Genomic DNA, 25,233 nt, shown 5'->3' on the forward strand with positions numbered 1-25,233 from the left:
GCGGAGAATTTGATACTTTTTTTTATTAAGCGACCTGTGACTTCTCTGATGCTTTCGACAGCATCCTCCTTCTCATGATGAACACGGAAACAACCACTGCCGAAGGATAATCGAGGAAGCCGTCACTCTTAAACAGCTTTTCCCACTGCCTTTTTAATACCGGTTTTAATAAAGGAACCAAAAACCGCGTATAAGACAATCAGCAATAAAAACGCAGAAATAGGCTTGGTTACAAAAGATGAATATCCCGCAATCATCAAAGTCCGGTGGAAATTCTGCTCCATCATGGAGCCGAGGACAAAACCTAGAATCAAGGGCACCTGGGGAAATTTGTAGGATTTCATGAAGTATCCTAAAACTCCGGCTACCAACGCAACGCCAATATCACTGAATGAGCTCGCGTAAGCGTAGGCACCAGTAACACACAGCACAATGATGATTGGAGCAAGATACTCATTACGCATCAACGTAATTAAGGTGAATGGCTTGGAAAGAGACAAGCCCATAATTAAATACAAAATGTAGCTCAACAGAAGACCCACAAACACACTGTATACAACTGAAGCGCTTCCCGTAAAAAGCTCTATCCCAGGTTTAAGGCCCTGTGTCATCAGACAAGAAAGGAAAAGAGCTGAAGCTGCGCTGCCGGGGATACCCAAAGCGAATGAGGGAATCAGCGCACCACCCTCAACGGCGCAGGCCGCGGCTTGGGGAGCAATAACTCCTTCAGGATCGCCCTTGCCAAAGGTTTCCGGGTGTTTGGAGCTGCGCACGGTCTCATTATAGGCTAACAGGTTCGCCGTGGTAATCCCTACCGCGGGAGTCGCCCCCAATAGTGCTCCCATCACCGCCGACTTAATTAGCGTAACCGGGTATTTAAAGGTCATTTTAATACCATCCCAAACGCTGCCTTTTACTTCACCTTTTTGAGCAAATTCCGATTCCACAGCTAGCAGTATCGCCTGGCTAATGCCGAAAACCCCGATGAAAAAGGGCACATCGGGAATTCCGTCTTGCAGGAACTCAACTCCAAAAGTAAACCTCGCCCATCCGGTAAGAGTATCAAACCCGATATAAGCCAACATCAACCCGATGCATCCGGAAATAAAGCCTTTTTTATACGATCCTTTTGAAGAGACCACAATTAGGCTGAGGCCCAGTAAAGCAAGCATTAAATACTCCTGGGGTCCGAAGAGCAAGGTGACCTTAGCCAGCAAAGGAGCGAACAGGACCAAAAAGCTGAGGCCGACCAAGCTGCCGAAAAAAGAACCCATGGTCGCTAATCCCAAAGCAACCGCACTTTTGCCCTGCTTAGTCATGGAATAGCCATCATAGCATGTGGCAACAGAACCAGGTGTTCCGGGAACCCCAATCAGCACAGCAGAAATGGAGCCGCCATATGTTGCTGCGCCATAAAGAGTGCCCAGCAAAATCAGAGCTGTTGCCGAATCCATCCTATAGGTGAAAGGAAGTGCCAGCGCCAAAGCAATTGTGGGACCTTCTCCCGGCAAGATTCCGATAATAATGCCTATCAAGCAGCCAACTACAGCAACGATTAGCGTCTCGACGTTAAACACATTCTGGAATACTTCGACTAGCATTTACCACTTCTCCTTTCAGAATAGGAATCCCTGGGGCATGTGTATATGGAAAAACTTGCCGAATAGCAACCAGCAACCAAGGGCAACAGCGGGGCTTAGAATATAGAGCACTTTTCCCCGTTGTCCCAGCAAAGCCATTAGTGCTGCCATAAACAGGAGCGTACTGACGACATACCCCAAGATGTTCATCACTGCCATATAAGCAATAGCTGCCACACCTGTGAAAAGACTTTTGTTCTTATACCAAACCGTTACCTGATAATGGGAATCTTCCTTATCTTCAGCCTTTTGTTTTTCAGCCCTTTGATCCTCGATAATCTGCAACACTAAGAGTACTATAGCGATAAAAGATACGGCTTCGGGAACCTGTCGGCTGGTCGCCGGCAGGCTGAGGGACTGCACAAATATGGTCAAAAAGATAATTAAGAGACACCCAGAAAAGACTATCTTTTGCACTTTCTTGGACATTTGTACCATCCTTTCCATGAGAGAAGAACCTGAACCCTCTAAGTCTGGGAGGTTACTGCTTTTGATTAGCAATCTCAGCCTTTAGATCGGGCAAGTACTTGTTCAACTGGTCATAGACAAACAATGCCTCTTTTTTGTAATCTTCGGCATTCAAAGGCTTTAGGCCAGTATTGGACTTCTTCGCCCAGGCAAGGAATTCCGGATCGGCATTTGCCTTTTCCAAAGCATCCGAAAGAACCTTTGCCACCTCGGCAGGCAGGCCCGGAGGTGCCACGATTCCTATTTCACTATCCGAAAGCATGTCCGCGTACCCCAGTTCCTTAAAGGTAGGAGCATCCGGCCAGCTAGGCACCCGGTCATTTGCATAGACCGCCAATACCCTTACCTGATCCTTAAAGCGTTCCACAAGGGATAAGCTACTAAATCCTGCCGTAACCTGGTTCCCTAAAACTGCTGTTACGGCTTCTCCGTCACCGCCATAGGGAACAAACTTGTGGGGGATATTGGCGGTTTTGCGCAGCATCATACTGAGCAACTGGTCTGACGAGCCAAATCCACCGCCGGTGGCGATGCTGCATTTTCCTTCCTCACCAAGCTTTTTCAGATCATCGATGGATTTTACAGGAGAGGAGGCATTAACAAAAATCACTCCGCTATCCCCACCGGTAACATTGCCGATATAAGTAAAATCCGTCGTTTTATAATTACCGTCAAACAGCAATTCACCCAATTGAAGTGAAGGCATACCGGTCATAAGAATAGTGCATCCATCGGCTTTCGCCTTAAAAACTTCAGCCCTGGCGATCCGTCCCCCTGAACCTTCCTTATTTTCCGGAACCACGGCGACCCCAAGTTCCTTCGACAAGTAGGGAGCGATATTTCGGGCGGCTGTATCTACCGTACCACCTACTCCATGGGTAATGACCAGTTTAATGGGGTCGGCAAACTTGAATTCCTTCGCATCACTCGTAGAGGAATCAGCAGTCGTTTGATTAGTTCCGCAACCAGTTGCCAACAGAGTGACCAAGGCGACTGCCATCAAGGAAAAAATCCATCTTTTTTTCATTTATTCTCCTCCTCAAATAATCATAGATTTTTTAATTCGCCGGGTTCTCCACCTATAGATTTATGATGTATTCATCAATTTCACATATTTCCGGTATGCTAAGTACAGATTGCCGGGTCTCTTTGTTAAAGCCATGTGGCAGGGCAATTAATAATGCATGATCGTCTCTATCATTCACCTCCTTCAGCCTTATCCGTTTCCTAAAATCCAGCCCCCCTTCCCTTAAATCTGCGGCCAGCAATATTAGTTTTTCAGTCCAAAATCTGCGAAACCTTTTCATATCGCTGGTTGTGATAATGTTTAATCAGCAACATTACCTAAATAACACATAAAATCCAAAATACGTAAAAAAGAATATGTTGCACATAGGATCCCCGTCCCATAATACAACTTAGTCAAATGGCTTGAACCGGATTTATTATGTGTTATCTATTCTGTTTTATCTTTATACGCAACTATCGTGCCAAACAAAGCTTAAAAAAACTTTTTATAATTTTTCTTAAGAATTAGCCTTAGATCCAGCAAAAAGGAAGGAAAAAACCAGTCAAAGAATAGGTTGCGCACCAAAACGTTCCAGCTTTATATCAAGATCAACTACTGAATTATTTCGTTTTGCAATACCTGGTTTTCAAATCTGTCTGTCAAAGGGAGGTAAAAATATTCAGCCGCATCCGGGTTTAAATTTTAAACAAAACTGTTCATATTTTTAACGGAGTTAATGGACAAGGCTAGCAACTCAAAATTTTGAAGTATTGAACTGATAAAGCTTGGCCCAGATATACCAGCCAATAATAAGGTTGTATTAACCCGTTTTTATCCCCGCCATTTGCAGTTAAGGTCCCGGGTAGCCTTGCCCCCTTCCGGGGACCTGCAGAAACCCGATGATCATGGTGGCCTCATCACTTGGAATCAGCCAGAATTGGAAGACCATTCCTGCCTGCTACTGGTCAAGAATGGTCTTCCTCAATGCAAACCAAAAAAAAGGAAAGAACCTTCCTCCGGGGAATTTTTTTCTTTTTTTGTGGTCTATGTTGCAACGATCATGGCACTTATTCCGTAATCTCAACAAGAAACGGTTTCACCGAAATGTTGGTAAAAGAAACTTGAAATATCGTGCAAAGCGGCTTGGTTTATGCTCCACGGAATCTGGAAAGCCATGCAGGATCCGGTTTTATTGGGCTAGAGGATGCATACTTCGGTACTCCGGACAAAAAAGACAAACGTGGCAGAGGAACCATTAAAGCAAGGTAATGGTTGGTTTGTCACTTGATACTAAAGGCCAATTTTACCGGATTCCTAAAAAACTATACTTGTCCTCAAAGAATTAAGTACACTAAATAAGGGCGAATCATTTTGAAAAATTTTTAACTTTAATTCTCCGCCTCCAACTCTTTTAATTTACTCCACAAATTCGTCCTGCTGATCCCCAGCAGCCTGGCCAATGACGCTTTATCTGAACTATAGCGCTGGAAGAGGATTTCAATAATCTGTTTTTCCATTTCCTTGAGGGTTCCTAATTCAATGGTTAGAGACTGGTCCAAAGAATTTAAGGGGTTCATCTTATAATAATTAAAATCAAAAAACAATTCTTCCAGGACAGAGTAAATATCTTGCCCATCCTGGTATAAAACACAGAACTTTTCTACTACATGCTCTAGTTCTCTTACATTTCCCGGCCAACTATAATTTTGCAGTCTCTTCATAAATAAATCTGGCATATTAATTTTGCTATCTTTTCCCAGGTATTTTGTAATAAAAAACTTAACCAGAAGCGGGATATCTTCTTTTCGCTCGCGCAGGGGAGGGATACGCAAATGTAAAACATTAAGCCGGAAAAACAAGTCTTCTCTAAATTGACCTCTTTTTACTCTCTGGGGCAGATCAGCATTACTGGCCGCAATCACCCTCACATTCACCGGAATGACTCTATTTCCCCCTATGCGTCTAATCACCTTTTCCTGTAAGACTCGTAATAACTGTGCTTGAGCCGATTGTGTTATTTCGGAGATTTCGTCAAGAAATATTGTGCCGTTGTTAGCCAGTTCAAAGAGTCCGATCTTACCACCTCGTTTAGCTCCGGTAAAGGAGCCTTCTTCATAACCAAAAAGCTCACTTTCCAAAAGATTCTGGGGCAGGGTAACGCAGTTTACAGCAATAAAAGGCCCATTACTATGGGGACTTACATTATGAATACTATTGGCGAATACTTCTTTTCCTGTCCCGCTTTCGCCGGTGATCAAAACGGTTAGATCCGTATTTCCATAGCTTTTTGCCCGGTTAATAACACTCGTGATGCTTTTGGAGCAGCCAATCACATCGGAAAATTGATAACGGGTCTGATGGCCTTTGTTACGCGGACCTTCATTCTTTTCTGAAGAACTGTTTACCGTTTCAGGAAGATAAGATAATTTAAGGGCATATCCCATCAGTTCTCCGGAATTTTGAATGACAGTCTTATTGAGCGATAAGTTAACATCTTTGATGTTTACCTTATAATTTTTCTGGTCCAGGGAATAGTCTTTCAAAGCAGGTATGGTTTGAAAGACTTCGCGAGCGCTTCTGCCTATATTTTTTTTGGAGTTCAGTTTTAATAGCTTGCAGGCCGGCACACTGATATAAATGATTTTTTCCCGCAGGTTTAGCAAGATTAGGCCGGTAAAATCGTCATCGGCCATCGCTGTAAAATATTTTAGCAGTTCTTTACCTTGATAGAGCTTATTTAGGATGTCTTCCGCCTGTTGAAAGGCATTATAAATAGCCTCCTTGGTGGAGTGCACCATGATAGTTTTTAAGCCGCGTTCCCGTACTACCTCGCGACTATAGGTGCCTGTGGTTACTATGACATCTACAGAACTGGCACAAGCTTGGTCAATTTTTTTTTGCAGTTCCTCTTCATTCTGAAAATAGAGAATTTGCAAATCTTTTTCACTAATGTTCAGTATATCTCGAATAAGGTTAAAATCATGGTATTTTAAGCCGTTGGAGTACTGTAAAAAGGCAAGTCTTTCCCCATGTTTTCTGGCATTATACAGGGTAAACAAAATATCAAAAGTTGTTATATCAACAAGTATCACAGGAATATAAACCGCTGCTCTAATCAGGGTTCCTGTCATACCACGACTGATAATTAAATCAAATCCCTGAGCTTCATACCTTTTTGCTAGTTCAACCGCTTTATCTAATACCGCGATAGCAAACTCCAAATGATATCCTTTTTTCTGAATTAATTCTTCTGCTGCTACCGTCATATCAGGATACGCAGAATAGATAACCGCTATCTTATACACGTTAATCTCCTTCTGAAGTCATTGGCCTAGGCGATAACCTGACTTCCTGGACATTTAATAATTATGTTAGTTCGAAAGCCTAAAATTCACCCGTCCAAAAAACGTCTTAACTCAGAGTGGCCGGCAAGGATCCGGCTGTTGCCGTCTACTGCCAATCTGGAAATAGCCCTAAAAAGGATCCAGTTAGCCAATTATAGGGAATTACTTAGCGGAGTCGAAGCTGCAATCGGCATGCTTTTTTCTTGTATGGTACCTGTAAAACCACTTAAGCAGGGGAGGGACAGCAAAATTTACAAATAAGACACGAAACATTTGATACCCGGTAACTATCGATACGTTAGCAGAGATTACGCTTGCAACGATGCTCATTTGGTCAGAACTTCCCGGAGCAAGACACAGGAAACTCGTTACAGTTCCTATCCCATGCACTTTTATAAGAATATAGCTCAAACCCAGGGCAAAGAGAATCATAATAATGGTGTTTATGATCGATAAAAGTACTACTTTTACTTTGTTTTGCAGCTTACCCGGTTCCAACAATAAACCAAGGTAGCAGCCCATAGTGAACTGGGCGATCATCAATAGAACAGGTGAAAGTGACGGCGCGTGAAATCCTAAAATATTGAATATGGCAACTCCGAGAATGGGACCTACAAAATATGGGGTTGGAAACTTGAGTCTCTTTGACGATATAGCGGACAAGACAGATATTGCGGCAAATAATACGATTTTGGGTATCAGCACATCCCATGGTTCGGAAGCGGTCTGGGCGACAGCAGTTGTGTAAGCCGATTTCTCAGCCGCATACAAAGGGCTAAAAACAATCAGGGGAACGCAGGAAACCACTAGAATCAACCTCATAACTTGAAGGAACGTAATTACTGTTAGATCCAAGCCTCCCATTTCCTCTGCCAGAATCACCATCTGAGTAAGGCCTCCCGGGATCCCACCTGTAAGTATGGAAGGATAATCAATTTCCGTCAGCTTGGAAACAAATACTGCAGTGATAGCGCTGAAAGCGATTAGAGTTACTGTCATCACCGCCATCCAGGGCAGTTGCTGCATAATTTGATAAAGGGTCTCCTTGTTGATAGACGAACCACTAGCATACCCAATGATGATTAGTCCTAAGTTCCTCTCTTTCAACGACCAGTACAGATGGATATGTCCAAGCTTGGAAGCTATGATCAATACCACCATCGGTCCCAGTACCCAGGGCAGAGGCATGTGTATGCGTGTAAAAATCACGCCACCGACTACTCCCAGCATCATGGTCACCAATAGTCTAACTAATTTGCTTTCTCGATTAAGATTTATTATCTTCATGATATCTCCAATAAGTTAAGTAAATTCAGGGACGGTTCTTGAATCGAATAATTATTTGAATTTATATGCCAATTTATGTCTAGATTCTTAAAAGAACAAATACACTGCCAGAAAAAACGGAGAAATGTATCTGTTTTAAACTCTCTTTTGAAGCAAGGACGTCCAGCATGATAATACATAAAGACGGGCTGGCGGTTACGCCAATTTCCCTTCTTTAATGTAAAATGTTATAGCACTAAATCAGTCCCAGAAAAACATACTTTAAGAGCGCGATTATGTTAAAATTTTGAACGAACATCCTTATAAGATACTAATCATGTTATTACTGATAACCTAAGTTCTTTTATTTCATTTCTTAAATTTTTACAAACCGCCATTGGCCTGGTGGATCATTGGTTGATCCAGTTACAGTTGACTAAAAGCTCCTTACTGGCAATATCCCTTCCCTTTTAATAAGAATAAAATTAATTTTCTAACATGTTTTTCTTGATTTAACAGGTTTTTCTAATTTGTTTTTAGAACTAAAAACATTTTGTAATCACTATGGGGTCAGTCTTTATACAATTTATATTATTATGAATTGGGCTATTGGTCAATTGGACCATCCAATACAAGGTATAGATTCTCTATATTGGTATTTTATCCTTCTAAAAAGTCAAAATTCTTAAAAATATTTTTTTGTTTAGTTGAAAAGCCCCCTTTACCATCATATAATATAGATTGGATAAGCCAATTGACCAGTGGAGGTGAAATCTTTGACATTTGAGCGAGCCGGATATCGCAGATTATATCAGGATATCATTCAACAAATAATTAATAAATTAGAAGAAAAGCAACTTTGTATTGGTGATCGCTTACCCTCTGAGCGGGAACTTTCTGAGGTAATCGGCGTGAGCCGGAGTACCCTCAGGGAAGCCTTTCGGGTATTAGAACAGCAAGGAATCATTGTCACAAAACCGGGAGATGGGCGTTACATCGCCGGTCTCCCAAAGGAAAGCGATAAACTCTCGATATTTGAAAAATTTGAAAAAGCAGCTATTTGGGACCTTTTAGAGGCGAGGGAGACTTTAGAGACCAGGATTGTCGAATTAGCTTGTGACAGGGCTACAGAAGAAGATTTGATTAATATCAGAGACGCGGAACACCTGTTGGATCAAGGGGCAGATATAAATTTGTCTCCTTTAGATTCCGACCATGCTTTTCATCTGGCAATTGCCGAAGCAAGCAAAAACGTGATGTTTTCCAGCTTTATTCAAATCAACCTTGAGCTTTTGGCTAAGATTCGGGAGAAAACCCTTTATTCTAATGAACGGATTGAGCAGATGGCAAAAGAACATAGAGCCATACGCGAGGCCATTGAAGCCAGAGATAAGGAGTCTGCCAAACTGGCCCAGCAAATTCACCTGCGTAACATTCGTAGAAGAATCGAAGAAATCAAAAAAATTTAGCCTTCTTTCTGAAGATATTGCCAAACCCGCAAAGCAAAAACCCTGGTCGGATTAGACTCAGGGTTTTGCCATGTTGAAAGCTTATTTAATTTTGCCCAGTTTAGAAACCTAAGCTTCGATTTCCGCCCCGGCATGCAACCCGCTGTTCAATGCTTTGAGATTCATCTCTTCCGTCCCGGCGGGAATTCTGTCCAACACCGCTTCTTGCAGGGCTTCCTCTGTCACCACTTTGGTTACACCCACGATAGCCCCCAGGGCGACGATGTTGGCCGTCATTTCTCTACCCGTTTCTCTTTTGGCAATTTCCGTAATAGGGATCCGGTAAATGTGTGCCGCCTTGCTCGCCCCGATATTCGTAACCAAAGTGCTGTCAATGATCAGGATTCCTCCCTCTCTGAGATCCGTAGCGTATTTATCATAGGCCTGCTGGGACATGGCCAGCAGGATGTCCGCTTCCCCGATTTTGGGGTAGTTGATCTCCCGGGTGCTGATGATCACTTCGGCTTTGCTCGCCCCGCCCCGGGCCTCAGGCCCATAGCTTTGGGACTGGACAGCCTTGTACCCGTCGAGGATCCCCGCCTCGGCCAGAATGATGCCGCCCAAAATCAGTCCCTGCCCTCCGGTGCCGCTTAGTCTCACTTCCCATTTATCCCCCATGCTATTTCTCCCCTCCCTGTACTCTGGCAATGAGCTTGTCGTATTCCGCCGTGTATTCGGGAGCTGCCGATTGATGAAGTTCTCCGATGAGGAATTTTCCCTCCAGTTCGGCCGGTGTCATTTTCACCGCACCTTTGCTCGTGACGGCATGGTCTTTGAACCAATTGACCATTTCTAAGGCATTTTTCATTTTGTTCCTTCTCCCGTAGCTGACCGGGCACTGAGAGACGGCTTCAATCACGGAAAAGCCCTTGTGTTTCGCCCCGGCGACGATGAGGTCGGTGAGCTGTTTGGCATGATAGGTAGTGCTCCGGGCCACATAGGTGGCCCCGGCCCCTTTGACCAGTTCACAAAGATCGAAGTTCCTTTCGATCATGCCGTAAGGAGCGGTGGTGGCTTTTTTCCCTGTGGGCGTGAGGGGGGAGTATTGACCTCCGGTCATGCCGTAAATATTGTTGTTGATGATGATGGCGGTGATGTCGATGTTCCTTCTACAGGCATGGATCAGGTGGTTCCCCCCAATGGCGGAACTATCCCCGTCTCCCAGGAAGACAAAGACATTCAGTCTTGGCTCGGATAGTTTGACTCCGGTGGCAAAGGCCAAGGCTCTGCCGTGGGTGGTGTGCAAGGTGTTGAAGTCCAGGTAGGTGGTGGCCCGGGAGGAGCAGCCGATGCCGGAGATGACCACGGTTTGATTTTGATCGATGTTCAGTTCTGCCATGGCCCGGGCAAAGGCCCCGAGCACGACGCCGTTGCCGCACCCGGGACACCAGATGTGGGGGAGCCGGTCCTGCCGGAAGTATTTTTCGTAAGCTTGCTGCATGTTATTGGACCCCCTTTACCGCATCGATGATTTCTTGGGGTGTGATCAGTTCTCCGTCTATTTTGTTGACGCCGATGACCTTGGTCAGCCCCCTCGCCGCCCGTTCGATTTCCAGCTTGAGCTGTCCCATGTTCATTTCGGGAACAATAAGGGCTTTGACTTTGCCGGCGATTTTTTTGATTTCTTTTTCGGGAAAGGGCCAGATGGTGATGGGCCGGAAGAAGCCGATTTTATGCCCTAAGGCGTTTAACCGGTCCATGGCTTCTTTGGCGGATCGGGCGCTGCCTCCGTATGCGATGAGCACGATTTCCGCGTCTTCGATGTTCCGGCTTTCCCAGGCCAGGATGTCGGCAAGATGCTTTTGGATTTTGGTGCTGTTTCTTTGGTTCATGCGCGCTACCGCCTGGGGCGCCATGGTGGAGAACCCGCTTTCGTCATGGGTGAGTCCGGTGACGTGGTAGCGGTATCCGGTACCGAAGGGAGCCAGGGCCGGAACACCGTCTTCTCCCGCCCCAAAGGGGATGTATGCTTCCGGAGAAACTTCCGGTTTTTTCCGCTCCAGGATGTCCAGCTCTGCGACCTCGTCGAAGTCTAAGGGCTCTCTTAAGTGGCCGATCACTTCGTCCATGAGCAGGATCACCGGGGTCATGTATTTCTCCGCCAGATTGAAAGCCCGTACCGCCAGGGTGTAGCATTCTTTGATGGAGGCGGGACAAAGGGCAATCACCGGGTGGTCGCCGTGGGTGCCCCACCTGGCCTGCATCACGTCGCCCTGGGCAGGACTGGTGGGCAGACCGGTAGAAGGACCTCCTCTTTGCACGTTGACAACGACGCAAGGGATTTCGGCAATACAGGCATAGCCCAGGTTTTCTTGTTTTAAAGAGAATCCGGGTCCGCTGGTGGCCGTGAGCGCTTTTTTCCCAGTCAGGCTGGCCCCGATCACGGCCGCCATGCCGGCGATTTCGTCTTCCATTTGGATGAACTTGCCCCCCACTTTGGGCAGTTCTTTGGCCATGACTTCGGCGATTTCCGTGGACGGGGTGATGGGATACCCGGCAAAGAATCTCACCCCGGCTTTTAAAGCCCCCAGGGCACAGGCCTCGTTCCCTTGCAAGAGCCGGATATTTTTCTTACCGGTCATGATCTTCACCTACCTCAATGCAAAAGTCGGGGCAATGGAGGGCGCAGATTTTACAGCCCGCACATTTGTCCGCCTCTTCTACTACGGCTTTGCCCAGATAGTTTTCCCGGAATACTCCTTTGGGGCACAACCCGATACAGATACCGCACGCTTTACAGTGTTTTTCGTTGACACTGACACTGTACTTTTTCATGTCTTGCCTCCCTTGAAAAATAGAATAACGCCAAACGCGTTTCCAGCGATCCCAGCCGTCATCGGCTTTCATCAATCCTGAGCCAAAAAAAATTAAACTCTCTTTTAAGATTTAATTCAAGCAATTTCTGTGCCAAAAAAAGCGGCCTTTCGTTTCAGGTGTTATTTTACTATAGTTTTGTCAAAAAATAAACTTTTAGTTTTTGGTGATACTAGTAACTTCATTTACATTTATTTTATGGAATGGCTTTGTGTCAGAAATCTGACACTTATGGAGGGCCTATAAAAGAAGGGATGGGGCTATCCGCCCCATCTCTTTAAGAATTTTTATAATTTCATTTCCCGCGCAATTGTTGGGTCCTTTCCCAATGAATCTGCCTGGTTTCCGGGTCCACAACCACACCGTAATCTTTTTCGGCAATTGCACAGGTAATGAACTCATCCTTAACATCCTGCAGAACTTTTTCCGCCGGGCGTTCCAAAGGATTTCCGTAGCCGCCTCCGGTGCCGCTGATAAAGCGGACCAGGTCTCCTTTGTGCATCACATAATTGGAAAAGGTAGCACCTCTCAAGGGCTCGGCGCCGTCGGCGTAATGGATTTCCACCACGTTGGGAGAGCCGTCTTTACCGCCGGCAAATCCCCAGGCGGGATATTTATGTTTGCTCACAATAGTCGTCAATTCCGCAGAAGAATTGAGGAGACGATAGTCCCGGATCAGGCCGAAACCACCCCGGAATTTTCCCGCCCCGCCCTGAAGATTGAAGGCATATTGCTCCACAATAATAGGATAGCGATATTCCGCTACTTCGGCAGGAATCATAAAGGTTTCTCCGTCATCGATGGCCACCAGGCCGCTTTCCCCGTCTTTGTTGTACCCGGCGCCCCATCCCCCGGCCTGGGGCTCGCACAAGACAAAAGGCTGCTTGGTATCGTCTTCGATCCCGGCCAGAATGGTGCCGATAATACTTAAGAACTGGCCGGCGCACACCCGGTCGGGCATCACGGGAGCTAGGGCCTTGGAGACCAGGTCGGTAATATGGGCTAGGGCTTCCCAGTTGGTGGACACGGGAGCCGGCCGCACCGCGGCAAAAACGCTTCCTGCCGGGGCAATCACTTTGATGGGAGAATAGAAGCCCTCATTGGGCTCCGCATCTGGATTTACCAAAGCATGGAAGATGATCCGGCCCGCGGAGGCGGCACCGAATTTGGTGCAATTAATGGGCGCGGCAATCTGTTCCCCGGAACCGGTGAGATCAATTTCAAAACAGTCGTCGCTAATGGTTACTTTCGCCCGGATATAGACGTCGTCGTAGCCGTTGGCATTGGCGTCAATATAGCTTTCCGCCTCAAAAGTTCCCTTAGGCATTTTTGCCAGCTCCTGCAGGGCCAGTTTCCGCCCATTCTCCAAATAGGTCTCCATGCTTTCTAAAACAGCTTCTTTGCCGTGCTTTTCAAACAATTCCAGCACCCTTTGCTCCGCAATACGCAGGGAAGCTGTTTGAGCATATAAATCACCCAGGGTCATATCCGGGGTCCGGCAGTTGGCCCCGATCATATCCCGCACGGCTTCATTCAGTTTTCCTTCATCATAAATTTTGATAATGGGAAATTGGAGTCCTTCCTGATAAATTTCCGTGGCATTGGTGGACCAGCTGCCCAGGTTCTTGCCGCCGATTTCATTCCAGTGCCCTTTATTGGCGGCAAAAGCCACCACCTCACCCTCGTAAAAGATGGGCAGCACCGCCGAGACGTCGCACAGGTGGGTGCCGCTTCCCGTAAAAGGATCGTTGGTGAGAATAATGTCACCCGGTTTCAGGTTTTCTACCCCAAACTTCTCCAATACGGAAATCACGGAATAGGTATTCGCCCCTAAAAAGCCGGTAACCCCATTGGCTTGGCCAATTAAATTCCCTTTGGCATCCGTAAGCCCGCAGGCGTAGTCCAGCACTTCATAAATAATGGTGCTCTGACTGGTGCGCCCCCAGGTTAAGAACATTTCCTCCGCCGCCGCAATCAGTCCTTGGGTAATATTTTCTCTTGTAAAAGGATCAACTTTTGCCATCACTCTACACCCCCGTATCAATGATCAAATTGCCGTATGCATCTACTTCCAGGGTCTGGCCCGGATAGAGAAGGGTGACAGATTCCGTCTCCTCCACCGCCGCCGGCCCTTCTATCACAAACCCTGGTGAAAGCAGTTCTCTGTCGTAAACCTTACTTGCCAATTGGCCATGCTGCTCATAATTGATCACCCGTTCCCCCTTCTGAGGATTTTGTCCCCGGTTCCGGTCCGGATGGATCTTTTCAATTTTCGCTTTTTGCACCGTGCCGAAAGCGGTTAAATTAAAGTTGACAAACTCCACTGCCGCATGTTCCAGGCTGAAGGTATATTGTTGATGGTGAATGCGGTCAAAAGCCCGGCGCGATTGGGCCAGGGATTCCTCTTGAATCGTCCCGCTCTGCACGGGCGTGCGCACCGTATGCTCCTGCCCCACGTAACGCAAATCCGCCGTGCGGGCAAAGACGATGTCATGGGGGGAAATGCCCTGTTTTTCGTAAATCACCATGGCTTCCTTTTCCATTTCTTCATAAATGGCATTGACCCTGGCCAAATCGCAGCCGGCTAAGGGCATGATCTGGGTTTGAATGAAATCCTGGCGCAAATCTGTCATAAGCATACCCCAGGCGGAAAATGTCCCCGGCAAATTGGGGATAATCAGTTTTTTCACCTTTAATTCCGCGGCCAGGAAGGGGCCGTGAATGGCCCCGTTTCCCCCCATAGCGACCATGGCAAAATCTCTGGGGTCATGACCTCTCCGTACAGAAATCAGCTTCAGGGCATTTAACATATTGTTGTTGGCTGTCTTAATTACGCCCAAGGCTGCTTCTTCTACACTAAGGCCAAAATGATCGGCAATCGGCTGCATCGCTTGGCGGGCTAAATCCACCCGCACCTTAAACTGGCCGCCCAGGAAATAGTCCGGGTCGATGCGTCCGGTAATAATATTGGCGTCGGTCAAGGTAGGCTCGGTACCGCCCAGGCCGTAACAGGCCGGTCCCGGGTCGGCTCCGGCGCTTTGGGGTCCTACTTTCAAAACCCCCACCTCGTCAACCCAGGCAATGCTGCCCCCGCCGGCCCCGATTTCAATAATATCCACCACCGGCACCTTTACAGGATAGCCGGCAAATTTCGGCGTCCATTCCAGCTTGTACTCGGTGGTAATCTTCACTTCGCTTTTGTTGATCAAAGCCGTCTTTGCCGTCGTCCCCCCGATATCGAAGGTGATCAGATTGCTTTCCCCCATGATTTTTCCTAAGGCATGGGCCCCAATCACGCCGCCCACAGGACCGGATTCCACCATACTGATGGGGACTTCTTTGGCCCGGGCAAAGGTGGCTGTGCCGCCGTTGGATTGCATGGCATGAGGTTCTACCTGGAGACCCATTTCTTTCAGCCGTCCCTTGAGAGAATCCAGGTACAAACTCGCCGCCGGTTTCACGTAAGCATTGAGCACGGTGGTGCTCGCTCTCTCGTACTCCCGCCATTCCTTAATCAAATCCGAGGAGATGGTTACTTCCACTCCGGGAAGCTCCTGGTGCAAAATTTCCCCCACCAGGCGTTCATGCTGGGGATCGGCATAGGAATGGAGCAAGCAGACCGCTACCGCATCCACCCCTTCCGCCCGGATCTTTTGGGCAACCTTTCTTACTTCCTCCTCACTCAGGGCCTTTAAAACCTCTCCCTTGTAGTTCAGGCGCTCGTCCACTTCAAAACGCAGCTGCCGGGGCACGTAGGGTCTGGGTTTCTTGTAGAAATAGTTGTACAGGTCCGGACGGTTGGCCCGGCCGATCTCCAGGGCGTCCCGGAAACCTTTGGTGGTAATGAGGGCCGTTTTCGCTCCTTTTCTTTCCGTCACGGCATTGATCACCACAGTGCTGCCGTGCACAAAGTAGGCGGTCTCATGCAGATCAATGTCGGTTTTTTCAATGGCATGGATCACCCCGTCCGCAAAATTTTTCGGAGTGGTATGCGCTTTCGTATCAATAATTTCTCCCGTCTGTTCATTGAGACAAACAAAATCAGTAAAAGTACCTCCAATATCAACTGCCACCCTAAAACCCATGGTTCACCCCTCCACACATATTTTCTCAAACTTCTATTAACTCCCGGGAAAAATGGTTAAAACGCACCGGACCGGCCGGGGAAATCCCCGCAATGTCTTCGATCCGGACCCCAAACTGCCCGGGTAAATAAATACCGGGTTCAATGCTGAAGGTCATCCCTCTGGCCAGTTTTTCTTCATTGCCTGAGACCAAATAAGGATCTTCATGGCAATCCAGGCCAATGCCGTGTCCCGTACGGTGGATAAAATACGGCCCGTACCCGGCCCGGGCAATCACATCCCGGGCTGCCTGATCCACCTTTTCACAGGCCGTTCCTTCCCGGGCCGCGGCAAAACCGGCTTCATTAGCCTCCTGTACGGCCCGGTACACCCTTTTTATTTCCTCGGAGGGTTTTCCTAGACAGAAGGTCCGGGTAATATCGGAACAATAGCCCTGGAACACGCCGCCGAAATCCAAAATCACCAGATCTCCGGCGCTTAGTTTCCTGTCTCCCGTATGGTGGTGCGGAGAAGCGCCGTTAGCCCCTGAAGCGACGATGGGTTTAAAAGAAAGGTCTTCCGCCCCGTATGCTCTCAGCCGGCTTTCAATAAAAAAGGCCACTTCCTTTTCCGCGAGACCCGGGCGCAATTCTTTCATCACTTCTCCCATCACCTGGTCCGCCCGGGCGCCGGCCTGCTCTAAAAGAGCCATCTCCGCCGCATCCTTGATCACGCGTACCTGTCCCATCAAAACCGAGGCGCCGAAAAACGCGCAGTCCGGAAAAGCTGTCCTTAAGGCCAAAAAATGTCCCGCCCACATCCTTTCATCGATGGCAACCCGGCGGCATTCTTTATTGATCACGGGAAGCAATAAGCTCACCGGATCTAACCCGTCACCCCAGGTAAGTAAGTCAAAATTTTTCTCCGCCAGATGCATGGCCGCCTCTTGATACATTTTGGGCAGAACCAGGATTGGCGTACCTTCGGCCGGCACTAAAAAACCTTGGAATCTTTCATCTGCCGTTGTCTTTAATCCCGTAAGATAAAACATCTGGGATGAAGGAGCCAGGACCAGGTAATCTGTCCCCTGGCTTTTCATAATCTCTTGAATTCGCTTCACCCTTACGGCAAAAGTTCCCATAGAATCCCCCCTGTCATCCATACTTTCCCAATTTCTCCCCATCAGGGTTGGCGCGCCATCTTCATCACCAGCTCTTCCAGGAAGGAAATAAAGGCTGCTTCGTCTGTCATCACCAAAAACTTGCCCGCATCAATCTCCTCCTTCAAGGAAAGGAGAAAACTGTCCGCTTTTTCTTCTTTTTCTAGAAGTGTCACCAGTCTGCTCACGGCGTCCACCAAACGCAAAGGTCCATACAACTTAGGATCAACGACCAGTTCTTTGGCACTGGAGACCAAATAGCCGATCAGGTCATAATATCCCTCCAGATTCCCTGCCGGGGCGCTCACCGGTCCTCCCACCTTTCCCAATGCAGCACTTCTTTTACCGGCCTGCGCCCGGGGGGTTGGGGCGCTTCTTTGGCCACACCCACAATGATCAGCAGTTCCGGTATGATATTTTCCGGCATGCCCAGAATAATCTGGGCCGCTTTTTGGTCAAATCCCTTAAGCACACAAGTGCCCAGTCCCATGGCATGGGCTTGCAGCATGATATTTTGGGCCGCCATCGCCCCATCCAGAAGACACATCAGGTCCCGGCCCATTTCCCCGGCCTTTTTCAAGGCCCGCTCCCGGTCTGTGCACACAAAAATCATTGCCGGGGGAACCTGAAACAGGCCCGGAGAAAAACGCAGCACTTTTTTCATGAGGGCCGGGTCCGTCACAATCAGGTACTCCCAGGCCTGGGCGTTGCTTCCGGACGGTGCCCAGCACCCGGCCTCCACCAGTTTCGTCAAGGCCTCTGTAGTCACGGATTGGTCGGTAAACAACCGGATGCTGCGCCTGCTCTTGATCGCTTCCCACACATCCATACACATCCTCCTCCTTTTCCTCTTCGGAAAGTGACGTTATCTGTTTTCACTCCCATAAATCCGGTACCCGATACTGGTCTTCCAACTTCCATTCTTTTATTTCCCGGAGCGGAGGTGTTTCAAATCCTCCCACTTTGCTGGTGATCCAGCCCAGCCCCTCTCTCAGGGCTACCAAATACTCCGCGTGTTTAAAGGGAGCCAGCACCGCATCGATCACAGGCACGCCCAACACCTTCTGGAGCTCCCGGTAAAAGCCGAATTGCACCGTACAGCCGAGAATCAGCACTTCTGCCCGGTCCTCTGTGATCGCCTTGCGTCCTTCCGTAATGAGAAGATTTTCCGTATAAGACTCATTTTGGTGAAAGTCCAGCACCCCCATGTCCAGACTGCGGAAGGAAGCCAGCTTTTCTCCGTACCCGTATAGACGAACGTTCCGGTGCATGGCAGGAATCCACTTTTTTCTTCCCACCATGATGGAAAAAGTATCTCCGTACAGGGCCGCCAGCTGCAGGGATGATTCCGCCGGTGCCGTGACGACCATCCGCGTGCAGATTTCCCGGGCTTCACGGAGGAAAGGGTCATAGAAACAGCCGATCACCGCCCCGTCATAGCCCTTTTTCTCTGCCTCCTTGATGGTATGGAGCAGTTCTCCGGCAATCAAAGCCTCATAATAATGGTACTCCAGGTGATGGGGCCCCTTCTTCAGGGAGACCACATCCACCTCGGTGGCATCCTCTTTATAGGCGGTCAAATAGTTCTTGACGTCAGCGTCCCATGTTTCATGACCCACAGGGTTGATAAACAAGATTTTTTTCTTTTTCATCAGCACACCTCCTGGCAGGCATGACAGCGCACAAAGTGACCGGGGGAAGCTTCCTGCATCACCGGATCCGTTACGGAACAAATATCCCTCTTCCAGGGGCAGCGCAGGTGGAAACTGCACCCGGGCGGAATATTCACCGGGGAAGGAATTTCTCCCGTGGACACAACTTTTTCCGGCTTTAATGCTTCTTCTTCCTCTGAGATCACAGGAATAGAGGAAAGGAGCATTTTGGTGTATGGGTGAAGGGGCTTCTTAAAAAACTCCCCGGTATCGGCGATCTCGCATACCTTGCCTAAATACATGATGGCAATCCGCGTGGCAATGTTTCTCATCAGGCTCAGGTCATGGGTAATAAAAAGATAGGTCAGCTGCTGTTCTTTTTGCAGTTTCAGCAGCATATTGATAATTTTGGCCTGGATGGAAACATCGAGAGCCGAGGTAGGTTCATCCAGGATCACAAAAGCCGGGTTGGAGGCCAAAGCACGGGCAATGGATACCATCTGCCTTTCCCCGCCTCCAATGGCGCCGGGAGATTTGTACAAGTAATTAGATGAAAGCTCCACATTGTGCAGGATCTCCACGATCTTCTTCTCCATCTCGCTCTTCGGGACAATTTGATGCACGCGCAAAGGAAGCTCTAAAATCTGGCGGATATTTTGATGGCCGTTGAGAGAAGACCCCGGATCCTGAAAAACAATCTGCAGCGCTTTTTTTAAGGCAAGAGGCCTTTTATCACTGGGCATATTTATTTTTTGTCCCTGAAATTGGATTTCCCCCCCGGTCGGTTGATACATGCCCATCACCGTATAAGCAATGGTACTCTTCCCGGATCCGGATTCCCCCACCAGACCCAGAATTTCCCCCTTTTTCACATCCAGGCTGACTTGATCCACCGCTTTCACATACACGCCTTGGGCCCGGTTCACGGGAAAATAGGTTTTCAAATCCTTAATTGATAAGATCACTTCACTCATATTCATCACCTCTTATTCTAAGAAGCAAGCGACCTGGTGGCCGTCTCCCAAATCGACCATGGGGGGTTTTTCTTCCTGACACTTGGGCGTTGCCTTGGGGCAGCGGGGATGGAAACGACAGCCTTGGGGGGGCTTCAGATAATCCGGAATATGCCCGTAAATCCCTGCCGCCAGCCCGCCTCCGGCCAGCCTGGGCACCGAGGACATCAAGCCCAGGGTATAGGGATGACAAGGCTTGGCAAAAAGGTCCCCGGTTTTCGCCACTTCCACAATACTGCCCGCATACATCACATAAATGCGGTCCGTTAATTCCCGGGCCACGCCCAGGGAATGGGTAATCATGATCAGGGACATGCCTTTCTTTTCCACCAGTCCCTTGAGAATCCGGTGCACCTGATCCTGAATGGTCACATCCAGAGCGGTACCCGGTTCATCCGCAATGAGCAGTTCCCGGGGTGTGACGATGGCCATGGCAATGCAGATGCGCTGCTTCATGCCGCCGCTCAACTGATTCGGGTAACAATCAAAGATCCGTTCCGCGTCAGGAATATAGACTTCTCTGATCGCCTGCAGGGCCATTTCTTTGATCTTTTCTTTTGCCAAGCCTTTGCCCACAAGGGAGTACCTGATGATATCGGCGATCTGGGTTCCCACGGTAAAGACCGGGTTTAAAGCCGCGGAGGGCTCTTGAAAAATCATGGAAACGGCGCCTGCCCGGATCGCCTGAAGATCCCGTTCCGGCATGGTCAGAATATTTTTCCCGTGAAAGAGGATGGCACCCTGAGGCGTGTGCGACTGGCCTTCCGGTAAAATGCGCAGCACCGAACGCATGGTGGTGGTTTTCCCGCATCCTGCTTCCCCCACCAGGCCTACTTTCTCCCCTTTTTCCACAAACAAATTCACGCCGTCCAGCACCCTGGAGAAGCCGGCATAGGTACGGTACCAGACATGCAGATCCTTAATATCCAGAATCGGATTACTCATTGCCTTTCTCCCCCTTTGCCAACATATCACGGACCCCGTCTCCCAGCAGGTTAAAGCCTAGAATAATCAAAACAATGGCCAAGGAGGGGAAAATTGTCATCCACCAGGAATCCGGCATATAGCGGGAACCGTCGGACACCATTTGACCCAGGGAGGGAGTGGGCGGTTGTTCTCCCAGCCCGACAAAGCTTAAAGAAGCGCCGATCAGGATCACCCAGCCCACGTCTAAAGCCATTTTCGTGAAAATGGGGGAAAGACAGTTGGGTAAAACCTCTTTAAAAAGGATATGTCCTCTACCGGCGCCGATCAAATCGGCCCCAATCACAAAATACTCGTTGCGCAAGGACGAAGCCATGCCGTAAACCATCCGGGTATACCAGGGCCACCACATCACAGTCACGGCAATCATGGCATTGGTCAGGTTGGGTTCCAGGACAGCCGCGATGGCAAGGGCCAAAAGCAACGGAGGCACCGCTAAAAAGATATCAGTGATACGCATAATCACCGTATCGATCCAGGTACCTTTAAAATATCCCGCTAAGAGCCCCAGAAGAACGCCCACAGGCACCGCAATGGCCAAAACAACCAGGGCCATGAACAAAGCCCCGCGAAAAGAAAAGATAATGCGGGATAAAATGTCCCGGCCGATCACATCGGTGCCGCAGAGATATTTGGCACTGGGCGCCAAATTGGCGTTTTGATAATCCACAAATTTCCCGGCATGTTCCGGGTAAGGCGCGATGAAAGGCGCCAAAAGAGCGGTCAAGATCACCGCCAAGACGATGGCCAGCCCGATCACGGACAACTTATTCCGGGAGAATTTGTACCAGTTCTTTTGCACGTTCTCCTTAAACCGGCTGGAAAAATCGGGGACGATCATTTCCCCACTTTGTGGTACGTTGCTTTCCATTTATGATTTCCCCCCTAACCGGATGCGCGGATCAAGATAGGCCACTACCAGGTCAACCAGGATATTAACCAGGACAAAGATAAAGCCGAAAATAATAATCACCGCCGAAATGGCGTTTAAATCCTTGCGCAGCATGGCTTCCATACCATAACGGGAAATGCCCGGCCAATTAAAGATCACTTCCACCAAAAAGGCATTGCTCATTAAGGAGGCAATATCCAGCCCCATCACGGAAACAGCAGGAATTAAAGAGGGTTTTAACAAATATTTGCCCATAATCACCCGGCTGGGGATGCCGTATCCGGTCACTAAGGCCAGATAGTCTTTCCCCATATTGTCCGTCATCGCCGTACGGACAATGCGGGCGTCCTGAAACAAAGGACCCATGGCCAGGGCGGCGGCAGGCACAATAATATGTTTCAAGGCATCCCAAAAAGCGGTAAAATTGCCCGTGATTAAACTGTCTATGGTCACCAGGCCGGTAATGGTGGGAGGAGGAATAATCCCTGCACTTAACCGGCCCAGCACCGGGATGATAGGCCAAATATAGCCGAATAAGAGCAGTAACAAGACAGCCAGAACAAAAGAGGGCACGGCAACCCCCGTATAAGCCAGCACCCTGATCAGGGCATCCACCCATTTGTCCCGGTATTTTGCGGCCAGGGTGCCGAAAAAGATGGACAAAAGCACCACCAAAACGGCGGAAACAAGGGCCAATTCTAAAGTGGCGGGGAGAAATTCCCGCACATCGTCAGCCACAGCCCGCCTGGTCGTAAGAGATTTTCCCAAATCCCCTACCAATACCCCTTTGATCCAATAATAATATTGGACGGCAATGGGCTGATCCAGATGCATCTCCTGCCGCAGCGCATCCACGGCAAATTGGGGAGCACGGGGCCCTAAAGCCATCCGGGCCGGGTCCCCGGGTACGACCCGGGAAATGATAAAAATAACCATGGATAAACCTACCAGCACAAAAACAGAAAGCAATAGTCTTTTGCATAAATAAGAACGCAGCTTCATTCTCGCGACCTCCCTCCCTACTTACTTAAAATTATGTCGGTGCCACATTTGGGAAGGGGCCCTCCGCCAAAAAGGGCCAATTCCAAACAAAGATTTTTTCGGCATCCGGGTACAGGTTACCGGGATCCGGGAAAGAGCCAAACAGGTGCCGATGCCCTCATCATCATGAGGAAAATAAAAAATGGGAGAGCGGAGTTCCAGGTCGGTTGCTCTCTTTCGGGAAAGAACAACCGGCCTGAACGGTCCCGCTCTATTTTAGGGGGTTATTACAGGTCACCCTACAAAATTATTGTCCCATTTTATCAGGAAAAACCTTGTAATCATGGAAATAGAAATTGTAGCCCATAACAGGATTTACAGGCTGGCCGGCCTTATTTGCTTCGGCTCCCGGCCAGGTAATATAGTTCTCCTGGTAAGCCCTCTTCTCGGCCTGGTCAAAGACCCAGATCGTGGGGCACAGATCCACAATGGTTTGTTGAATGGCTTTGTATTTCTCCATCCGGGCCGTTTCATCCACGGTACCGATGGCATCTTCAATCGCCGCATCTATATTGGCATCCTGGAGCCATTCCGCCTGTTCCCAGGTGCCCGTAGACTTGGAATGGTACCGGGAGGAAAGGGTGGAGCCGGCTTCATTATAGCTGGGCGAAACAAATACGGTGGCGGCATTGGGCGTAGTCTCCTTGGTCGCTACCTGATCCACGAAGGACAACCAGGGCGTTTTCACGATATCGACGGTAATGCCCAGTTCCGCAGCATTGGCCTGGAAGAGCAAGGCAATCTTTTCTTCATCCGGTACCTCGGCAATCCAAACCAGTTCTACCGGATAGTCCGCCAGCTTGTCTGCGTACTTGGATTGAGCCAATTCCGCTTTTGCCTTGTCCACATTCCTTTCATACTGAGGCAGGCTGTCGTTGAATCCCGGAATGTTAAAGGGCACCGGTCCCCGGGCCTTCTTCGAGCCGGGGAAAAGCTTATCCACGACCGTTTGATAATCAAAGAGATAGGCCAAAGCCTTGCGGAAATGAACATCATCCGTAGGTGCTTTTTTGGTATTGAGCATAATATTGAGAATACTGCCCGTAAAAGCGGCATCCACGCCCACGCCCGGCATTCCATCCAAAGCTTTCAAAGCTTCTTCCGTCTGCCACTGGTCGGTGATCTCCAATTCCCCGGTGCTCATCAGGGTCCGGATGGTGGCAGTTTCCGTGGTACCGACAATTTTAATGGTATCGGGAGCGTCCGCATCCCAACCTTCAAAATAATCCGGGAACTTGGTGGCCAAGAGATGTTCCTGTTTTTTAATTTCTTTGACCATGTAGGGTCCGCTCCCCGCGTCATTGGAAGCGAGCCATTCTTTTCCGTAATCCTTAAATTCTCCGTAAGTACCCTCTTGCAGGTTGGCCATCACCTGGTCCTGATTCACAATATACAAACGCACCAAGGTGGACACAAAGGGGCCAAAGGTTTTTTTCAAGGTAAACTGGACTTTATAGGGTTCCACCGCTTTTACTTCTTTCACCACGTCGGTAAAGAGGTAGGCAAATCCTTCCCCCATGGTTAACAGCCTGTTCATGGAGAACACCACATCATCAGCGGTTAATTCGTCCCCATTATGGAACTTCACACCCTGCTTCAAATTAAAGGTCCAGGTGAGACCATCGGTACTGGAGTCCCAATCGGTGGCAAGCATAGGTCTGACGGACCCGTCGGCATTGGGGAAAACCAGTGTGCTGTAAATGTTGCACGCCGCAGTGGCGCTGGAATAGTCGACGCCCACACCCGGATCGATATTGGGCACATCGGAAGCACTGATTCTAATGATTTTCTCCTTCGGAGCAGTGTTTTGCTGGTCCTCTGCGGCATTTTGCTGCCCCCCGCATCCCGTTAATAACAAACCCGCCGAGACCAGCAAAATTCCCAGTAATAATAGGCTCTTATTCACCTTATGAAAAGCTCTCATTTCCCTTTCTCCTTTCATTTCATTCATGGGGCCGATCCTTGATATCTTCCGGCTCATCACCTCCCTGTTCCTGTACAGCATCTAAATGAAAATACCCGAACGAATCCTGAATTTATTCTTTTTCCACCAGCGCCCAGATCAATTCACAATCTTCCGTTCCATCGTTGCAGGACCAATGGGCTTCACCGGCAGGAATCAAAGAAGCCTGACCGCCGGAAAGGCGGTACTCTTTATCCCCGCTCATGGTAAGAAGGGATCCCCTGATCACATAAGCATATTCATCTTCCTGATGGGCGCCCACTCCTTCTGCTGGCACTCTTGCCCCCGGGGGAAACACGGCCATCCCCATGGTTACCCGGGCCTGCTCAGCCGCCCCCGGACCAAAAAGGGTTTTCATCGTCACATCGGTACGCTTGTCCGCTTCCACATTTTTCACGGTCACAATTTTCATCACA

Annotated in this window: 22 protein-coding genes; 1 reads left to right on the forward strand and 21 read right to left on the reverse strand. The window is 48.7% G+C overall.

Annotated elements, in window-relative coordinates:
• Positions 1–128 precede the first annotated feature (128 nt).
• The 5 genes from DCMF_RS09650 to DCMF_RS09675 form a co-directional block, all read right to left on the reverse strand.
• Positions 129–1,601 carry a tripartite tricarboxylate transporter permease gene (locus tag DCMF_RS09650; RefSeq protein WP_148134241.1) on the reverse strand — a complete coding sequence of 491 codons (1,473 nt, stop codon included), beginning with the start codon at positions 1,599–1,601 and terminating at the stop codon, positions 129–131.
• Positions 1,602–1,616: 15 nt separating this feature from the next.
• A complete protein-coding gene (locus DCMF_RS09655) occupies positions 1,617–2,069 on the reverse strand; it encodes a tripartite tricarboxylate transporter TctB family protein (protein ID WP_214659224.1) in 453 nt (150 codons plus the stop codon).
• Between the two features lie 52 nt (positions 2,070–2,121).
• The gene (locus DCMF_RS09660; protein ID WP_148134243.1) at positions 2,122–3,135 is read right to left on the reverse strand and encodes a tripartite tricarboxylate transporter substrate binding protein; all 1,014 of its coding nucleotides are present in this window, start codon (positions 3,133–3,135) and stop codon (positions 2,122–2,124) included.
• A 1,370-nt stretch (positions 3,136–4,505) separates the two neighbouring features.
• The gene (locus DCMF_RS09670; RefSeq protein ID WP_148134245.1) at positions 4,506–6,422 is read right to left on the reverse strand and encodes a sigma 54-interacting transcriptional regulator; all 1,917 of its coding nucleotides are present in this window, start codon (positions 6,420–6,422) and stop codon (positions 4,506–4,508) included.
• 201 nt (positions 6,423–6,623) lie between these two features.
• A complete protein-coding gene (locus tag DCMF_RS09675; RefSeq protein ID WP_148134246.1) occupies positions 6,624–7,748 on the reverse strand; it encodes an AbrB family transcriptional regulator in 1,125 nt (374 codons plus the stop codon).
• A gap of 755 nt (positions 7,749–8,503) precedes the next feature.
• On the opposite strand from DCMF_RS09675, the gene DCMF_RS09680 reads away from it, so the two are divergent.
• Positions 8,504–9,196 carry a FadR/GntR family transcriptional regulator gene (locus DCMF_RS09680; protein ID WP_148134247.1) on the forward strand — a complete coding sequence of 231 codons (693 nt, stop codon included), beginning with the start codon at positions 8,504–8,506 and terminating at the stop codon, positions 9,194–9,196.
• A gap of 108 nt (positions 9,197–9,304) precedes the next feature.
• Here DCMF_RS09680 and DCMF_RS09685 read toward each other — a convergent pair whose 3' ends face one another.
• The 16 genes from DCMF_RS09685 to DCMF_RS09760 all read right to left on the reverse strand — a co-directional run bounded on the left by DCMF_RS09685 (position 9,305) and on the right by DCMF_RS09760 (position 25,229).
• Positions 9,305–9,853, reverse strand: a complete 549-nt coding sequence (locus DCMF_RS09685) for a 2-oxoacid:acceptor oxidoreductase family protein (protein ID WP_148134248.1) — start codon at positions 9,851–9,853, stop codon at positions 9,305–9,307.
• A gap of 1 nt (position 9,854) precedes the next feature.
• Positions 9,855–10,676, reverse strand: coding sequence for a thiamine pyrophosphate-dependent enzyme (locus DCMF_RS09690; protein ID WP_148134249.1), 822 nt, complete (start codon positions 10,674–10,676; stop codon positions 9,855–9,857).
• Between the two features lies 1 nt (position 10,677).
• Complete coding sequence (locus DCMF_RS09695) at positions 10,678–11,817, reverse strand: 2-oxoacid:acceptor oxidoreductase subunit alpha (protein WP_148134250.1); 1,140 nt, start codon at positions 11,815–11,817, stop codon at positions 10,678–10,680.
• The gene (locus DCMF_RS09700) at positions 11,807–12,010 is read right to left on the reverse strand and encodes a 4Fe-4S binding protein (RefSeq protein ID WP_148134251.1); all 204 of its coding nucleotides are present in this window, start codon (positions 12,008–12,010) and stop codon (positions 11,807–11,809) included. Before DCMF_RS09700 ends, DCMF_RS09695 begins: the two co-directional genes overlap by 11 nt.
• 334 nt (positions 12,011–12,344) lie before the next feature.
• Positions 12,345–14,072: a hydantoinase B/oxoprolinase family protein gene (locus DCMF_RS09705; RefSeq protein WP_148134252.1), complete on the reverse strand. Its 1,728-nt coding sequence runs from the start codon at positions 14,070–14,072 to the stop codon at positions 12,345–12,347.
• Between the two features lie 4 nt (positions 14,073–14,076).
• Positions 14,077–16,134, reverse strand: a complete 2,058-nt coding sequence (locus DCMF_RS09710; protein ID WP_148134253.1) for a hydantoinase/oxoprolinase family protein — start codon at positions 16,132–16,134, stop codon at positions 14,077–14,079.
• 25 nt (positions 16,135–16,159) lie between these two features.
• Positions 16,160–17,254: a M24 family metallopeptidase gene (locus DCMF_RS09715; protein ID WP_148134254.1), complete on the reverse strand. Its 1,095-nt coding sequence runs from the start codon at positions 17,252–17,254 to the stop codon at positions 16,160–16,162.
• A 41-nt stretch (positions 17,255–17,295) separates the two neighbouring features.
• Positions 17,296–17,580 carry a DUF6092 family protein gene (locus tag DCMF_RS09720; RefSeq protein ID WP_214659226.1) on the reverse strand — a complete coding sequence of 95 codons (285 nt, stop codon included), beginning with the start codon at positions 17,578–17,580 and terminating at the stop codon, positions 17,296–17,298.
• Complete coding sequence (locus DCMF_RS09725; RefSeq protein ID WP_214659227.1) at positions 17,577–18,101, reverse strand: nitroreductase family protein; 525 nt, start codon at positions 18,099–18,101, stop codon at positions 17,577–17,579. Before DCMF_RS09725 ends, DCMF_RS09720 begins: the two co-directional genes overlap by 4 nt.
• A gap of 46 nt (positions 18,102–18,147) precedes the next feature.
• Entirely contained in the window at positions 18,148–18,924 is a 777-nt protein-coding gene (locus DCMF_RS09730) for an aspartate/glutamate racemase family protein (protein WP_148134257.1), read from the reverse strand.
• Entirely contained in the window at positions 18,924–19,898 is a 975-nt protein-coding gene (locus tag DCMF_RS09735; protein ID WP_148134258.1) for an ABC transporter ATP-binding protein, read from the reverse strand. Before DCMF_RS09735 ends, DCMF_RS09730 begins: the two co-directional genes overlap by 1 nt.
• A gap of 12 nt (positions 19,899–19,910) precedes the next feature.
• Positions 19,911–20,882 carry an ABC transporter ATP-binding protein gene (locus tag DCMF_RS09740; RefSeq protein WP_148134259.1) on the reverse strand — a complete coding sequence of 324 codons (972 nt, stop codon included), beginning with the start codon at positions 20,880–20,882 and terminating at the stop codon, positions 19,911–19,913.
• Positions 20,875–21,792 (reverse strand): ABC transporter permease, encoded by a 918-nt coding sequence (locus DCMF_RS09745; protein WP_148134260.1) that lies wholly within the window; start codon positions 21,790–21,792, stop codon positions 20,875–20,877. The genes DCMF_RS09740 and DCMF_RS09745 overlap by 8 nt, the downstream gene beginning before the upstream one ends.
• Positions 21,793–22,815 carry an ABC transporter permease gene (locus DCMF_RS09750; RefSeq protein ID WP_148134261.1) on the reverse strand — a complete coding sequence of 341 codons (1,023 nt, stop codon included), beginning with the start codon at positions 22,813–22,815 and terminating at the stop codon, positions 21,793–21,795.
• Positions 22,816–23,101: 286 nt separating this feature from the next.
• Positions 23,102–24,835 carry an ABC transporter substrate-binding protein gene (locus tag DCMF_RS09755; RefSeq protein WP_236860231.1) on the reverse strand — a complete coding sequence of 578 codons (1,734 nt, stop codon included), beginning with the start codon at positions 24,833–24,835 and terminating at the stop codon, positions 23,102–23,104.
• A gap of 55 nt (positions 24,836–24,890) precedes the next feature.
• Positions 24,891–25,229: a cupin domain-containing protein gene (locus DCMF_RS09760; protein ID WP_148134263.1), complete on the reverse strand. Its 339-nt coding sequence runs from the start codon at positions 25,227–25,229 to the stop codon at positions 24,891–24,893.
• Positions 25,230–25,233 lie beyond the last annotated feature (4 nt).

This window comes from Candidatus Formimonas warabiya (assembly GCF_002777255.1).
GTDB lineage: Bacteria > Bacillota > Dehalobacteriia > Dehalobacteriales > Dehalobacteriaceae > Formimonas > Formimonas warabiya.